Here is a 14,719-nt window from a genome sequence, read left to right as displayed (position 1 = left end):
CAGCCAACAAAAAACCCGACCGGCAGCAACAACCGGTCGGGTTTTTTATCGCCTGACGTTCGACGCTTCGCGCGACGGCTCCGGGTGCGGTGTCCGGATTCGTCACGCGCCGCGCGTGCCGTGGTCAGGTGCTCACTTCACCCACGCGAAGTGGTACGACAGCCAGATCGTGAGGCCCGCGCCGACCAGCGCCGCATACGGCATCAGGTTCAGCCACATCGCGCGCTTCGGCACCTCGAGTTCCATGTCGCGCTGCATCTGCGCCGGGAACCGGCCGCGATCCTGCCAGTAGTGGCGATAGAGAAACACCGGCACGATCAGCAGCATCGCGATCAGCCCGTTGCGCAGCGTGCCTTCGCCCTGCAGGTTCGCACCCGCGCCGACATAGACGAGGTTCGCGTAGCCGCAGATCGAACCGGCGACGAGCAGCCAGGTCGGGCAGCGGAACGGCCGATCCCAGTCGCCGCGATCCATCCGGTGGATCCAGCCGGACTGAAGGTTCAGGAATACGAACAGCATGTAGCAGACGTTCGAGATCGACAGCACCGTCATGTAGTCCGACATCATCAGCAACACGAGGTTGAAGCCGAGATCGGTCCACATCGCCCGCGTGGGCGAGCCGTGCTCGTTCACGTGCGACAGATACTTCGGCAGCCAGCCGTCGACCGATGCCTGGTACAGCGTGCGCGACGAGCCCATCATCGACGTCATCACGATCAGCAGGATCGACAGCATCAGCATCACGACGACCGCATTCGCGACCCATGCGCCGCCGCCGACGATCTTCGCCATCGCGGCCGCGACGCCGGTGCCGTCGCCGATCGACGGATCGAGCATCGCCTGCGTGCCGAGCGCGCCCTGGAACGCCATCGGCACGAGCGTCATCACGACGAGACACAGCGCGCCCGACCAGAAGATCGCTTTCGCGGTGTCGCGACGCGGATCACGGAATTCACGCGTATAGCAGACGGCCGTCTCGAAGCCGTACGACGCCCAGCCGGCCATGAACATCGCGCCGAGCGCCATCGTGACGCCCTGCCCGTTCCACGATCCGAAGGTCGCGGTCGTGAGGTTGCCTTGCGCATCATGACCGAGCGGCAGCAGCGGAAGCAGGTTCGACATCGGCACGTCGCCGGTGACGAACGGCACGATGCCGACGATCAAGAGCGGCGTGAGCGACGCGATGCCGAGGATGCGCTGCGTGCGTGCCGCCTTCGACGCGCCGCTGTGCTGCAGTTTGAACGTGATGAGAAGCAGAATCGTCGCGATGATGAATGTCGCGTTGATCCGAAGGGAAAGACCGGGCTTGATGAACCCGAGGTCCGCAACCTTGAGCTGCCAGTGCAGCACCGCCGCATCGGCGGGAAAGAGACTCGTGAGTGCATAGCTCGCCGCGAGGCCGCAGCCGAGCGCGAGCATCGGCGACCACGCGAGCCAGTTGCACCACACGGAAACCGGGGCAATCAGCTTGCTGTATCGAACCCAGCCGATCGCGCCATACACCGACGCGCCGCCCGATTTATGGGGAAATAGCCCCGATATTTCCGCATAAGTCGCGCTTTGAATCAGCCCCATCGTGATCGCGGCGATCCAGATCGCCCACGCGGGCTGGCCGATCGTCGCGCATACGCCGCCGATCGTGAACAGCACGCCTGCCGGCACGCCGCTCGTTACCCAGAATGCGTCTTTCCAAGTCAGGCCACGGTGCAGCGTGTGGCCCGTCGAATCATGTGAGATGGTTGCCTCAACTCCACTGGTGCGATTAGCACGCAGTCCTGCCTGATTCATCCAATTCCTCCTCTCGATCAGAGTGAGCACTTCAGCGCTTACTCCGGTCTGATGCAAAGCAGATGATTCCGCACGAGGGCGCTAGTGTAACAACTTACGCGCATCTTTGCAGAATCGGAAAAAGAAAACCGGGATACGGCCGCATGAATCCTCGATTATTTCGGATTCCTTCAGGCCATTCCCGGCGTGTTGTTTTATGATTTCGCGCGACGAACCGCCGCGATCTTACTGTGCGCCTTCAGTCCACGAATTCACGCGGTCCGCATGCGCCGCAATCCATGCATCGGCGGCCGCTTCCGGCTTCGAACCGTTCTGGATCGCGAGCATCACGCTGTCGATCTCGCCCGGCTTCCACTGGAACTTCTTCAGGAACGCGACAACCGGCTTGGCCTTCGTTTCGAGCTGCGGATTCACGACGCTGTCGACGTGCTCCGCGCCGCCGAACACCTTCTTCGGATCCTCGAGGAAGCGCAGCTTCCACTTCGCGAACATCCAGTGCGGCGCCCAGCCGGTCACGATCACCGGCTTGTTCGCGCCGACGGAGCGCGACAGCTCGGCCGTCATCGCACTGCCCGAGCTCGGCATCAGCGTGTAGTTCAGGCCGTAGCTCTTGATCGCTTCGTCGGTCTTGCGCATCACGCCCGCGCCCGCGTCGATGCCGACGATCCGGCCGCCGAAGCTGCTTTTCTCGGCATTCAGATCGTCAATGCTCTTCGCCTTCACGTAGTCGGGGACGATCAGGCCGATCTTCGCGTCGGGGAAGTTCGTGCCGAGATCGACAACCTTCGCCTTGTATTCGCCCCAGTAGGAACCGTGCGTGACGGGCAGCCACGCGGACAGCGTCGCGTCGAGGTCGCCGCGTGCCACGCCCTGCCACATGATCCCGGCAGCGACCGGTACGAGCTGGACCTGGTAGCCGAGCTTCTTCTCGATCACGCGGGCCGCGACGTTCGACGTCGCGACGCTGTCGTCCCAGCCCTCGACGTAGCCGATCTTCAGCGTGGGCTTCGTATCGGCGAGCGCCGACGCGCTCAGTGCCACCATCGCCGACAGTGCGCCGGTCCACAACAGTTTTCCGAACAACTTCATGGTCGATCTCCTTGAAATGCGCACCGTGCGCGTTGTCTCTCTAGGTTCTTCAACCACAATTCCGCGGTATCGTTGTTTTCCGACGGATGCTTGTCCGGACGCGACGCGACGCCCCCGGACATGCAATGGCTCGTATTGATTATTTGTCGATCACAAGATCCGACAACGGCTTGCTGCAGCACAGCAGCACCATCCCCTGATCGATCTCGCGCTGGCGGATGCCGCCGTTGTGCTTCATCTCGACCTGCCCCGACACGAGCTTGACCTTGCAGGTGCCGCACATGCCCTGCGTGCACGACGCAGGCAGCCGCACGCCCGATTGGCGCGCCGCGTCGAGCACGTGCTGCTCCGAGCCGCACGAAATCTCGCGGTTGCTCTTCGCGAAGCTGACCGTGTACTGCTTCGTCGCGACGTCGGCGCCGTCGGCGGCCGGCACGAGTTCGGCGAGCACGTCGTCGCTCGCGGTCTGCGCGAGCGTTTCGAACGAGAAGCTTTCCTCGTGATACTGCTTGCGATCGAAGCCGGCTTCGTCGAGCAGGTCGCGCACGGCCTTCATGTATGGCGCGGGGCCGCACGTGAAGATCTCGCGCTCCATGAAGTCCGGTGCGATCAGTTTCAGCAGCGGCAGCGTCAGGAAGCCCGTGACGCCCGGCCAGTTGGTGCGTGCACCGACACGCTCGACGACGAACGACGTGCGGAAATTCGTATGGTTCGACGCGATCAGATCGAGTTCGCGCGCGAAGATGATGTCGTCCGGCGTGCGTGCGCTGTGCACGAACAGGATGTCGCGATCCTCTGCAAGATCATGGTGCGCGCGGCTCATCGACATCAGCGGCGTGACGCCCGAACCGGCCGACAGGAACAAATACTTGCGCGCCGGGTGCCGCGCGCACGTGAATTCGCCGGCCGGGCCGAGCACACGCACCGACGCGCCCGGTTGCAGGTTGTCGTGCAGCCAGTTCGACACCTTGCCGCCCGGCACGCGCTTGACCGTGATCGAGATCGTGTGCGGCCGCGCCGGCGACGACGAGATCGTGTAGCACCGGTTGATCGTCTCGCCTTCGATGTCGAGCTCGAGCGTGATGAACTGCCCGGGCTCGAACGAGAACGCACGGCCCTGCGGCGAACGGAAGAAGAAACTCTTCACGTCGTGGGTTTCCTGCCGCACGTGGCAGCACACCAGCGTCTCCTCGACGTCGCTCGTCCAGCGCTCGGGGAGCGCGTTCCAGAACGCCGGGTGCGTAACCCGGCTGTCCGCCGGCTCGAAATTGGCCGCATCTCGCATCATGTGTAACTCCGCTTGCTGTTCCGCTGACTACTACGCGCCGGTCTTTTCGGCGAGCCGGCCGATGTACCAGGCCGAGAATTTTTCGACGAGACCTTCCGTGTACGGCGAATACGGGCCCGGCTCGTACGCGCTGCTGTTCGCGCCGCGCTGCGAGAACTCGACGAGCGCGCGATCCTGGTCGTTGGTCGCGTTCCACACGGCCGTCAGGTTCTTCACGTCGTAGTCGATGCCTTCCTTCGCATCCTTGTGCACGAGCCACTTGGTACGTACGAGCGTCTTGCCGGCCGACAGCGGAATCACCGAGAACGTCACGATGTGATCGCTCATGAAGTGGTGCCACGAGTTCGGCTGCGTCCAGAACGACAGGCCACCGAGGTCGGCCTGTTCGAACTTGCCGAGCAGCTTCTTCGACGCGACCTTCGCGTCGAGCGTTTGCGATTCGCCGCTACGGTCGAGCGGCAGGCGCTGCGTGCGGAAGCCCGTCACGTCGAGCAGCTTTTCGATTTCGGCGGACGGCAGGCCCATCTCGGCCCACTCCTTGCCACGGCGCACGCAGGTTTCCGCGAATGCGTCCATGCCTTCGGCGTTCGCGTCGGAGCGCTGGTAGCCGAAGCCGTATTCGTACAGCGAGATCGTCAGCTCGGGATGGTTCGCGACGCAGTGATAGCACTCGCGGTTGTTCTCCATCGTGAGCTTCCAGTTGCCTTCCTCGATGATGTCGATCTGTGCGGCGATCTTCGTGCTCGGGAGATCGTGCGGCAGCAGATACGGCTCCATCTGGGCGCGCAACTGCGCGAAATCGACCGGCGGCTCCTCGGCGAGGCAGATGAAGATCAGCCCCGCGAGGTTCTGCACGTGCACCGACTTCAGGCTGTGCTTGCAGCGATCGAACTGCTCGCCCATGTGCTCGGCGAACATCAGCTGGCCCGTCAGGTTGTAGGTCCAGCTGTGGTACGGGCACACGATGTTGCCGACCGAGCCTTTATCCTCGTTGCACAGGCGCGCGCCGCGGTGGCGGCACACGTTGTGGAACGCGCGGATTTCCATGTCGTCGTCGCGCACGATCAGGATCGAGTCGCCGCCCAGTTCCACGGTCAGGTAGTCGCCCGGCTCGGGAATGTCCGGTTCGACCGCGACCTGGATCCAGTGCTGGTGGAAAATCGCCTCCATGTCGAGGGCGAAAATTTCCTCGCTCGTATAAAACGGCGCCTCGAGGCTGTAACCTTCCTTGCGTCGCTCGATCAGTGCGCGAATGTCTGCCGATACTTTCATCGTTTGCTCCGGATTCCTTGCGTCCCAGTGTGGTTGCCGACAGGCATCAAAATCAGTAGTCGATGAGCTGATGCTCGCGCAAATACGCGAGGATCACTTGTGCTTTTTCGACTGAACTCCCTTCATTTACGACGTTGCCGCCGCGGCTTTCGGTCGTCGTCGCCGACAGCATCCGGGCATGCCCGGAGCGCTTCTCGGCGGCGACCAGCTTTACGGGTTTACGCTCGATCGGGCCAACCTTCCACGCGCTGGCATCTGCATCCGCGCCGGTCGACGTCAGCGCCGGGCGGATCGCCCCGGCCCGCAGCCGCGCATACGCGTAGCGCGGCGCCACGTTGGCGAGCGGATGGACCGCGACGACGGCAGGCAGCGCCGCGTCGACGCGCCGCCGCAACCCTTTCGGCAAGAATTGCCGGACCGCCGCGCGGCCGCCGTCGACCGTCACGTCGACGGCCGAGCCGACGAGCGGATAGCCGAGCGTCGCGGCGACGCGATACGGCAGCATCCCGGTGTCGTACGCGCCCTCGGCGCGGGTGCCGGTCAGCACGAGGTCGTAGCCTTCGACGCGCGCGGCGAGCGCATGCGCGGCATCGTCGCCGTCGTGGCAGGCCAGCACCTCGACCTGCCGCGCACCGAGCGCGAGGTATTCAGCAAGCGCTTCATTCGCGGGGTCTCCCGCATGGAGCACGTCGAGCTGCGCGCGATGCCGCTCCGCGAGCTGACGGCCGACCTCGAGCGCGGCCGCGTCGTTGCGGCTGTAGCGCGCGGTGCCGCTGACCGGGTGCCGGCCCACGGAGACGAGCACCGCGATGCGTTGCAACTGGCGGGGGGCGTTCATGCTGCGACTCCTTCGGATTCACGGGCGCCGACCGCGGTCGGCGATTGTCCGCGCGACGCGCGCGCGGCCTGCACCTGTTCGATCAGCGCGGCGATCGTCGCCTGCGCGTCGCCCACCACCGTCAGGTTCGCGCGCTTGGCGATCGGCGCGCTGCCGTCGAGGTTGACCGCGATCACGTGGCGGCAGTCCTTGATCCCCTGCAAGTGCTGCACCGCGCCCGAGATGCCGAACGCGATGTACACGCTGGCCTCGACCGTCTTGCCGGTCGCGCCCACCTGCTTGTCGCGCGTGAAGTGACCGTTGTCGACCGCGACGCGGCTCGCGCCGATCGCCGCGCCGAATGCGCCGGCGAGCCGCTCGAACGCGCCGATGTCGGACACGCCGTTGCCGGCCGATACGATGAAGTCAGCTTCCTCCAGCGCGACCTGCGCCGCGTCGATTTCCTCGAGGCCGAGATCGCGGTACGGTTGCGCCGCGTCGCCGGCCGGGCGGATGAAGTCGGCGGCCAGGCGCTCGCCGGCACCGACGAACGGCAGTTTTGCTTCGACCGCGTTCTGCGCAAGCAGGATCACGTCGGGCAAGCCTCGCGTCGCGAACGCACGGCCAGCCTGCGCATACGCGCCGACGTGCTTCGCGTCGATCTCGACCACGTGGGTCGCGATGCTCGCGCCGGCGGCCGCCGCGTAACGCCGGCCCAGGTCGCCGTCGCCGGTCGCGTTGTCGGGCACGAACACGTGCTTCGGCGCGAGCGCCGCGGCGCAGGCCTGCAATGCTTGCAATTCGCTTTCGGGTGCAAAGGCGCGACGGTCGAAGTCGGCCAGCTCGATCAGCTTGTCGACGCCGAGCTCCGCTGCGTCATCCTTCAGTTCGCCGAACGCCAGCAGCGCGACTTCCGTCTGCGCGTCCGCGAGCACCGCGGCGGCGGCGACCGCCTGCCGCGCATGGTCGTCGAGCGCGCCGCGCTCGGTGTGCGCCACCACCAGCATCACGTGCTTCGGGTCCTGCACCGCGCGGCGCGGCTTCGCGGCCGCGGCGCCATGACCGTGCGCGGACCACTGCGTGGCGCTCGCGTCGGCGCTGCCTTCCTCGCCCAGCGTGATGCGCTTCAGGCCCGCGGCCGTGATGATGAACGGCCGGCGCGGATCGATTCGTTTGATCGTGTTCATCGATTCACTCCAGCGAGGCGGCAACGAGTTCGGCCACGTCGAGCACGTCGGGGCGCGGGCCCACGACGCCTTCGAGCATCGCCGTGCAGTTCGGGCATCCGACCGCGACCACGTCCGCGCCAATGGCGCGCGCGTCGGCGATGCGGATGTCGGGAATACGCTGCTTGCCCGGGATGTCGGTCAGCGGCGCGCCGCCGCCACCGCCGCAGCAGCGGCCGCGCATGCCGTTGCGCTCCATCTCGACGACCTGGATGCCGATCGTCTTCAGCAGCTTGCGCGGCGATTCCGTCTCGCCGTTGTAGCGGCCGAGGTAGCACGGGTCGTGATACGTGGTGCGCTTCTCGCGCAGCGCCTCGACGGCCTTCGGCGCGATCTTGCCGCTGTCGGCCAGCTCCGCGAGGTAGGTCGTGTGATGCTTGACCGTCACGCGCAGCCCGAGCGCGCGGTATTCGTTGCGCAGGCTGTGCATCACGTGCGGGTCGGCCGTCACGATCTGCTTGTACGACAGCGAGCCGAGCGTGCCGATCAGGCGCTTCGCCATCTGCTGGAACGTCGCTTCGTCGCCGAGGCGTCGCGCGACGTCGCCGGTGTCGGTCTCGGTCCCGCCGAGCACCGCGTAGTCGACGCCCGCCTTGTTCAGCACCTTCACGAATGCGCGCAGCGTACGCTGGTAACGCATGTCGAACGCACCTTCACCGGCGACGAACAGCACATCGACCGGCTTGCCGGGTTGCGCAACGGGTGCGTTCAGGTCGACCGACCAGTCGTAACGTGCAGCCGTGTCGTAGCCGCCCATCGTGCCGGTCTCGCGCAGGTTCGCGAGCACTTCCTGGCCCTTGCCCGGCACCGTGCCGTGCACCAGGGTGCGGTTGCGGCGCATGTCGACGATCGCGTCGACGTGCTCGATCAGCATCGGGCACTCCTGCACGCAGGCACGGCAGGTCGTGCACGACCAGAGCGTCTGCTCCTCGATCAAACCGGACACGATCGGGCCGTTCGGCTCGCCGCGATGCTGGCCGACCGCGAGGCCCGGCGTCGGGCTGCCGGCGTACGCGGCGTCGGTGCCGCCCGCCATGCCCACGACGAGATCCTGGATCAGTTTCTTCGGGTTCAGCGGCTGGCCCGATGCGAACGCGGGGCAGGCGGCCTCGCACTTGCCGCACTGCACGCACGCGTCGAAGCTCAGCAGCTGGTTCCAGCGGAATTCGACCGGCTTCGCGACGCCATACTCCTCGTGCTCGATGTCCGGCAGCTTCAGCGCGGTCGGCGGCGTGGCCGTGCCGTTGCCCGTGAAGGATTCGCGGGTGGCCGCGAAACGTTCCTGGCGCGGGTGGAATGCGAGGTGCAGCAGGCCGGCGATCGCGTGCTTCATCGGGCCGCCCTTCGCGGCGCCGACGGTCATCGTGAATGCGCCGGCGCCGATCAGCAGCGCGCAGAGCACCGCGAACGCACCCGACATCGCGCCGGCCGGCACGACCATGAACAGCACGAGGCCGAGCGCGAACGAGCCGAGCAGCCAGGGCAGCGCGTTCCACGGGCCGCGCGACAGGCGGGCGGGCACGTCCTTGGCCGCGCGGCGGCGCCAGACGAACACCACGCCGACGAGCATCGCGAGCGCCGCGAGGAAGATCAGCTTGTCGAGCCACGGCGAGTAGATCGCCAGGCCGTAGTTGACGAACACCAGCGCGAGCGCGGCGATCGCGCCGCCGGCGGTCGCGACGTGGGTCTTCGCGATGTACGGATCGCGGGCAACCACGTGGTGCAGGTCGACGAAATAGCGCTTCGGGATCGCGAACAGGTTCGCGACGCCGAACGAGCCGGGCGCCGTCGCGCGCCCGAGACGCCAGTAGGACGAGCGCTTCGCGACCGCGAACGCGAGCCCCGCCACCGACAGCCACAGCAGTGCGGTAATGAGGAAAGCCGGATTCATCTTTAGAAATCCTTGACGAGACGCAGCGAGTCGTAGATCGCACCGTGGACGTTGTGCATCGAGATGCAGTCGCCGACACGGAACAGCAGGAAGCGGCCGTTGCCCAGTTCTTCCGACAGGCACGGCTGCGGCTCGGCCGCGAACAGCGTGTGCGGATCGATCTGGCCGTGGTTCACCGACTCAGGCTTGAGCTTCCAGTACAGCTCGTCATTCGGCGACGAACCGTTCTCGATCACCACCTGGTCGACCGCGCGCTCTTCCAGTTCCTCGGTGTATTCGTTGCGCAGCACGGCGATCATCTTGCCGTTTTCCTCGTACACGCGATCGAGCATGGTGTTCGGCGTCGGGATCACGCCGAGCGCATACAGGCGGCGATAGAAGATCGGGAACGTCGTGCCGCCACAATCGTCGGCCACCTTCACGTCGGGGGTCACGACCTCGACCTTCGAGCCGCGGCTGGCCATGAAGTCGGCCACGCCGGCGCCCGCATGCGTGCTCACGCCGTCGAACAGCAGCACGTTCTGCTTCGGCTCGACCTTGCCGGTCAGGATGTCCCACGAGCTGACGGCCAGCCCTTCAGCCACGCCCCAGGCCGGCACCTGCCACGTGAAGCTCGAGCCGCCGGTCGCGAGCACGACGATGTCCGGCTTCTCGGCCATGATCATCTTCTCGTCGGCGGCGACGCCCAGGCGGCGATCAACGCCCAGGCGCTTGGTTTCCATGTCGAACCAGCGAATGATCCCGGACATCTGTTCGCGCTGCGGCGCCTTCGCGGCGATCATCACCTGGCCGCCCACTTCGGTGTTCTTCTCGAACAGCACCACGTCGTGGCCGCGCAGCTTCGCGACGCGTGCGGCCTCGAGCCCCGCGGGGCCCGCGCCGACCACCACCACCTTGCGCTTCGGGCCGCGCGACTTCTCGATGATGTGCGGCATCGTCGCTTCGCGCGACGTCGCGGCGTTCTGGATGCAGAGCACGTCGAGGCCGTTGTACTGGCGGTCGATGCAGTAGTTCGCGCCGACGCACTGCTTGATTTCGTCTTCCCGGCCGTCGCGGATCTTGATCACCATGTGCGGATCGGCGATCTGCGCGCGCGTCATGCCGACCAGGTCGATCATGCCGGTGGCGAGCAGGCGCTCGGCCTGGCCCGCGTCACGGATGCTCTGCGCATGCATCACGGGAATCTTCACCACCGACTTGATGCCGGCCGCGAGGTGCACGAACGGCTCCGGCGGCAGCGCCATCGGCGGCATGCAGTTGGCGATCGTGTTGTGCGTGTCGCCGCCCGACCCGACCACGCTCAGGTAGTCGATCAGGCCCGTCTCCGACATCGCCTGCGCGATTTCCTTCAGTGCTTCGTGATCGAGACCGTCCTCGTGGAATTCGTCGCCGCACATCCGCAGGCCGACGCAGAAGTCCTTGCCGACCGCTTCGCGCACGGCCGTCAGCACTTCGATGCCGAAGCGCAGACGGTTTTCGAGGCTGCCGCCCCATTCGTCGGTGCGATGGTTCGAACGCTTGCTCCAGAACTGGTCGATCAGGTGCTGGTGCGCGGCGGAGATCTCGATGCCGTCCATGCCGGCTGCCTTCACGCGCTTCGCGGCCGCCGCGAAGTCGCCGATGATGCGGCGGATTTCCTCGATCTCGATGATCTTCGCGTTGCCGCGGTGCACCGGCTCGCGCACGCCCGACGGCGACATCAGATGCGGCCAGTGCTCGCCATGGAACGACGAGCGGCGGCCCATGTGCGTCGCCTGGATCATGATCTTCGCGCCGTGCTTGTGCATCGTGTCGGCCAGGCGCGTAAGCGGGTCGATGATCTTGTCGTTCGACAGGTTCACCGACTTCCACCAGCCCTGCGGGCTGTCGATCGACACGGGGCTCGAGCCGCCGCAGATCGCGAGGCCGACGCCACCCTTCGCCTTCTCTTCGTAATAGCGGATGTAGCGGTCGCCCGGCAGGCCGCCCGGCTCGGCATACACCTCCGCGTGCGCGGTGCTGACGATCCGGTTGCGCAGCGTCAGCTGGTTCAGCTGCATGGGTTTGAACAGGTGGGGATAACGCATCGCAGGCGACCTCTGGCGTTCGAATGTCTCGTGTTGCGGGTGTTGTTGTGTTGCTGTGTCGTGATGTCAGCGCATCAGTGCGCGATCGGCGACACTTCGAAGACGCAGTGGTCGTGGTGTTCGGCCGCACACTGCACTTCCTTCGATTGCGCGCGCGGCGCGCCCTTGCCTTCCGGCGTCGTGTCGTTGACCCAGTCCATCGCGCCGGCGAACCAGCCCGCGAACATGTAGCAGAGCTTGCCTTCCTTGCCCGGCTGCTGGAGCACGAACGACGAGTGGCGCAGCTCGATCTTCGCGCGCGCGCTGGCCGGATCGGCCTCGATGATCGAGAACAGGCCCCAGCCGCGTTGCGACAGGCGCTTCAGGTAGTGCTCGAACACGGCCATGCCGGTCAGCCCGTGCAGCTTCGCTTCCTTGTCGCACCAGTGGTATGCGGACTTGTAGCCGGCCTTGTAGAGGATCTCGGCATACGCCTCGACGCCGAGCGCTTCTTCGACGGCGACATGGTTGTTCGTGAAGAAGTGGCGCGGCACGTACAGCATCGGCAGCGCGTCGGTGGTCCAGACGCCGGTATCGGGATCGACGTTGATCGGCAGTTGCGGTTGCATCGTGGTGACTCCGTGAGGAAAAAAGGCCGCGCGGTTCTGGCGCAGGCACGACATCGTCCGCGTGCCCGCGCTGCAAGCGCCGGCACGTCCCGATTGTTCTTGTGTTGAATCGCGGGCGGCGGTTCGGGTCGGCGGGCGCTTACGCGCCCCACACGTCCTTGAACACGCGCACCCAGTTCTCGCCCATGATCTTGCGGATGCGCGACTCCTTCCAGCCGTGGCGTTCCATCGCCGCGGTCAGGTTCGGGAATTCGCCGATCGTGCGGATGCCGTCCGGGTTGATCACCTTGCCGAAGTTCGTCAGCTGGCGATAGCGGCCCTTGTCGTGCGTCAGCATGTCGAAGAATTCCTTCGCGAAATCCTGCGTGAAGTCCGTGCCGATGCCGACCGCGTCTTCGCCGATCAGGTTCACGACGTAGTCGATCGCCTCGATGTAGTCGTCGATGTTCGCCTCGATCCCGCGCTTCAGGAACGGCGCGAACATCGTCACGCCGACGAAGCCGCCGGCGTCGGCGATTTCCTTCAGCTGTGCGTCGCTCTTGTTGCGCGGATGTTCCTTCAGGCCCGACGGCAGGCAGTGCGAGTAGCACACCGGCTTCTTCGAGAACGCGATCGCCTCCGACGACGTGTTGCCGCCCACATGCGACAGGTCGACCATGATGCCGACGCGGTTCATCTCGGTGATCACTTCGCGGCCGAAGTCGGACAGGCCGCCGTCACGCTCGTAGCAGCCCGTGCCGACCAGGTTCTGCGTGTTGTAGCAAAGCTGCACGACGCGCACGCCCATGTCGGCGAACGCCTCGATGTAGCCGAGGTTGTCCTCGAATGCGTGCGCGTTCTGGAAGCCGAGGATGATGCCGGTCTTGCCTTCCTTCTTCGCACGGAAGATGTCGTCGGTCGTGCGCACCAGCGTCAGCAGTTCGCCGTTGTCGCGGATCTTCTTCTTCATCACGCCGATGTTGTCGACGGTCTTGGTGAAGTTCTCCCACACCGACACCGTGCAGTTCGCGGCCGTGATGCCACCCTTGCGCATGTCCTCGAACACCGGCTTCTCGAACTTCGAGATGTTCAGTCCGTCGATGATGATGCTGTCCTGGTGCAGCGTGCTCATATCTGCCTCTCGCTCAAGTCTCTACTTTTGTGGGGGTCGTCGATCAGTAAATCGGGAAGCGCTCGCAGAGCGCGAAAATCTCGCGGCGCACGCGCTGTTCGGTCGCGTGGTCGCCTTCCGGGTTCGCGCGCAGCGCGTCGAACACTTCGAGAATCAGGCGGCCGACCTCGCGGAACTCCGCGACGCCGAAGCCGCGCGTCGTGCCGGCCGGCGTGCCGAGGCGGATGCCCGACGTGACGGTCGGCTTCTCGGTGTCGAACGGAATGCCGTTCTTGTTGCAGGTGATGCCCGCCCGTTCCAGCGCCTGCTCGACCGGCGCGCCCTTCAGGCCCTTCGGACGCAGGTCGACCAGCAGCAGGTGGTTGTCGGTGCCGCCGGTGACGAGGTCCACGCCGCCCGCCTTCAGCACTTCGCCAAGCGCCTGCGCGTTCGCGAGCACGTTGTCGATGTAGGTCTTGAAGTCCGCGTGCAGCACTTCGCCGAACGCGACGGCCTTGCCGGCGATCACGTGCATCAGCGGGCCGCCTTGCAGGCCGGGGAACACGGCCGAGTTGATCTTCTTCGCGATCTCTTCGTCGTTGGTCAGCACGAAGCCACCGCGCGGGCCGCGCAGCGTCTTGTGCGTGGTCGACGTGACGACGTGCGCATGCTCGACCGGGTTCGCATGGCGGCCGGCGGCGATCACGCCCGCGATGTGCGCCATGTCGACCATCAGCTTCGCGCCGACGCTGTCGGCGATCGCACGGAAGCGCGCGAAGTCCAGCGCGCGCGGGTACGCCGAGAAGCCGGCGATGATCAGGTTCGGCTTGTGCTCGTGCGCGAGCGCTTCAACCTGGTCGTAGTCGATACGCATCGTGTCGCGGTTCACGCCGTATTGCACGGCATTGAACCACTTGCCCGACAGCGCCGGCTTGGCGCCGTGCGTCAGGTGGCCGCCGGCGTCCAGCGACATGCCGAGCACGGTGTCGCCCGGCTTCGCCAGCGCGAGCATCACCGACCCGTTCGCCTGCGCGCCCGAGTGCGGCTGCACGTTCGCGTAGCCGGCGTTGAAGATCTGCTTCACGCGCTCGATCGCCAGCGCCTCCACCTCGTCCGCGAATTCGCAGCCGCCGTAGTAACGCTTGCCCGGATAGCCTTCCGCATACTTGTTGGTCAGCACCGAACCCTGCGCCTCCAGCACCGCGCGCGACACGATGTTTTCCGACGCGATCAGCTCGACTTGCGACTGCTGGCGCTCGAGCTCCTTCAGGATGGCGCTGCGCACCGGAGCGTCGCGCTCGGCGAGGGGCTGCGAGAAGAAAGGCTGGGTGTTCGACATAGTGCGTCCGTGACGAAGAATAAAGGGCGTGCAACCGAAGCTCGAGGCCCGCCATACCTGGGCTTCCAGCGCATCCAGTGCAAGGCTGCCGACGGCTCTATTCTTGTCGTTCGGATTTTCGGCGGATTGATGAATTTAGACGCGTTCTTTGCCTTTTCCGCCATGCGCGTCCGTTTTGTACAAGTGACCGGTCGTGCTTTTTCCGATGACGAAGCAAACCGGCGTGTGCGGTTTGTCCACGGACA

11 protein-coding genes are annotated in these 14,719 nt (G+C 65.7%); all 11 read right to left on the bottom strand.

Going from position 1 to position 14,719, the window contains the following annotated elements:
- Nucleotides 1-132: 132 nt before the first annotated feature.
- The 11 genes from BTE28158_RS05580 to BTE28158_RS05530 all read right to left on the bottom strand — a co-directional run bounded on the left by BTE28158_RS05580 (nt 133) and on the right by BTE28158_RS05530 (nt 14,474).
- Entirely contained in the window at nt 133-1,788 is a 1,656-nt protein-coding gene (locus BTE28158_RS05580; RefSeq protein ID WP_151047603.1) for a trimethylamine N-oxide permease, read from the bottom strand.
- Nucleotides 1,789-2,013: 225 nt separating this feature from the next.
- Nucleotides 2,014-2,877 carry a glycine betaine ABC transporter substrate-binding protein gene (locus BTE28158_RS05575; RefSeq protein WP_151047605.1) on the bottom strand — a complete coding sequence of 288 codons (864 nt, stop codon included), beginning with the start codon at nt 2,875-2,877 and terminating at the stop codon, nt 2,014-2,016.
- Between the two features lie 139 nt (nt 2,878-3,016).
- Nucleotides 3,017-4,165, bottom strand: a complete 1,149-nt coding sequence (locus BTE28158_RS05570) for an FAD-binding oxidoreductase (protein ID WP_059600245.1) — start codon at nt 4,163-4,165, stop codon at nt 3,017-3,019.
- A 30-nt stretch (nt 4,166-4,195) separates the two neighbouring features.
- On the bottom strand, nt 4,196-5,437 hold the full coding sequence (locus BTE28158_RS05565) for an aromatic ring-hydroxylating oxygenase subunit alpha (RefSeq protein ID WP_059600246.1): 1,242 nt from the start codon (nt 5,435-5,437) through the stop codon (nt 4,196-4,198).
- A gap of 52 nt (nt 5,438-5,489) precedes the next feature.
- Nucleotides 5,490-6,275: an electron transfer flavoprotein subunit beta/FixA family protein gene (locus tag BTE28158_RS05560; protein WP_059600247.1), complete on the bottom strand. Its 786-nt coding sequence runs from the start codon at nt 6,273-6,275 to the stop codon at nt 5,490-5,492.
- Nucleotides 6,272-7,441 (bottom strand): electron transfer flavoprotein subunit alpha/FixB family protein, encoded by a 1,170-nt coding sequence (locus tag BTE28158_RS05555; RefSeq protein ID WP_059600248.1) that lies wholly within the window; start codon nt 7,439-7,441, stop codon nt 6,272-6,274. The genes BTE28158_RS05560 and BTE28158_RS05555 overlap by 4 nt, the downstream gene beginning before the upstream one ends.
- A gap of 4 nt (nt 7,442-7,445) precedes the next feature.
- On the bottom strand, nt 7,446-9,371 hold the full coding sequence (locus BTE28158_RS05550; RefSeq protein WP_124622137.1) for a (Fe-S)-binding protein: 1,926 nt from the start codon (nt 9,369-9,371) through the stop codon (nt 7,446-7,448).
- Between the two features lie 2 nt (nt 9,372-9,373).
- Nucleotides 9,374-11,437 carry an NADH:flavin oxidoreductase gene (locus BTE28158_RS05545; protein ID WP_059600250.1) on the bottom strand — a complete coding sequence of 688 codons (2,064 nt, stop codon included), beginning with the start codon at nt 11,435-11,437 and terminating at the stop codon, nt 9,374-9,376.
- 74 nt (nt 11,438-11,511) lie between these two features.
- Entirely contained in the window at nt 11,512-12,045 is a 534-nt protein-coding gene (locus tag BTE28158_RS05540; protein ID WP_006488993.1) for a DUF5943 domain-containing protein, read from the bottom strand.
- A gap of 139 nt (nt 12,046-12,184) precedes the next feature.
- Nucleotides 12,185-13,156, bottom strand: coding sequence for a dipeptidase (locus tag BTE28158_RS05535; protein ID WP_034186088.1), 972 nt, complete (start codon nt 13,154-13,156; stop codon nt 12,185-12,187).
- Nucleotides 13,157-13,199: 43 nt separating this feature from the next.
- Nucleotides 13,200-14,474 (bottom strand): serine hydroxymethyltransferase, encoded by a 1,275-nt coding sequence (locus tag BTE28158_RS05530; protein WP_059600252.1) that lies wholly within the window; start codon nt 14,472-14,474, stop codon nt 13,200-13,202.
- Between the last annotated feature and the right edge of the window lie 245 nt (nt 14,475-14,719).

Source organism: Burkholderia diffusa, assembly GCF_902499115.1.
In the GTDB taxonomy this organism is placed as follows: Bacteria; Pseudomonadota; Gammaproteobacteria; order Burkholderiales; family Burkholderiaceae; genus Burkholderia; species Burkholderia diffusa.
This window is presented reverse-complemented; position numbering and strand designations above follow the sequence as displayed.

Bases quoted from the DNA above. Each gene is read 5' to 3' on its own strand.
- BTE28158_RS05580 (WP_151047603.1), bottom strand. From the start codon at position 1,788: ATGAATCAGGCAGGACTGCGTGCTAATCGCACCAGTGGAGTTGAGGCA.
- BTE28158_RS05575 (WP_151047605.1), bottom strand. From the start codon at position 2,877: ATGAAGTTGTTCGGAAAACTGTTGTGGACCGGCGCACTGTCGGCGATG.
- BTE28158_RS05570 (WP_059600245.1), bottom strand. From the start codon at position 4,165: ATGATGCGAGATGCGGCCAATTTCGAGCCGGCGGACAGCCGGGTTACG.
- BTE28158_RS05565 (WP_059600246.1), bottom strand. From the start codon at position 5,437: ATGAAAGTATCGGCAGACATTCGCGCACTGATCGAGCGACGCAAGGAA.
- BTE28158_RS05560 (WP_059600247.1), bottom strand. From the start codon at position 6,275: ATGAACGCCCCCCGCCAGTTGCAACGCATCGCGGTGCTCGTCTCCGTG.
- BTE28158_RS05555 (WP_059600248.1), bottom strand. From the start codon at position 7,441: ATGAACACGATCAAACGAATCGATCCGCGCCGGCCGTTCATCATCACG.
- BTE28158_RS05550 (WP_124622137.1), bottom strand. From the start codon at position 9,371: ATGAATCCGGCTTTCCTCATTACCGCACTGCTGTGGCTGTCGGTGGCG.
- BTE28158_RS05545 (WP_059600250.1), bottom strand. From the start codon at position 11,437: ATGCGTTATCCCCACCTGTTCAAACCCATGCAGCTGAACCAGCTGACG.
- BTE28158_RS05540 (WP_006488993.1), bottom strand. From the start codon at position 12,045: ATGCAACCGCAACTGCCGATCAACGTCGATCCCGATACCGGCGTCTGG.
- BTE28158_RS05535 (WP_034186088.1), bottom strand. From the start codon at position 13,156: ATGAGCACGCTGCACCAGGACAGCATCATCATCGACGGACTGAACATC.
- BTE28158_RS05530 (WP_059600252.1), bottom strand. From the start codon at position 14,474: ATGTCGAACACCCAGCCTTTCTTCTCGCAGCCCCTCGCCGAGCGCGAC.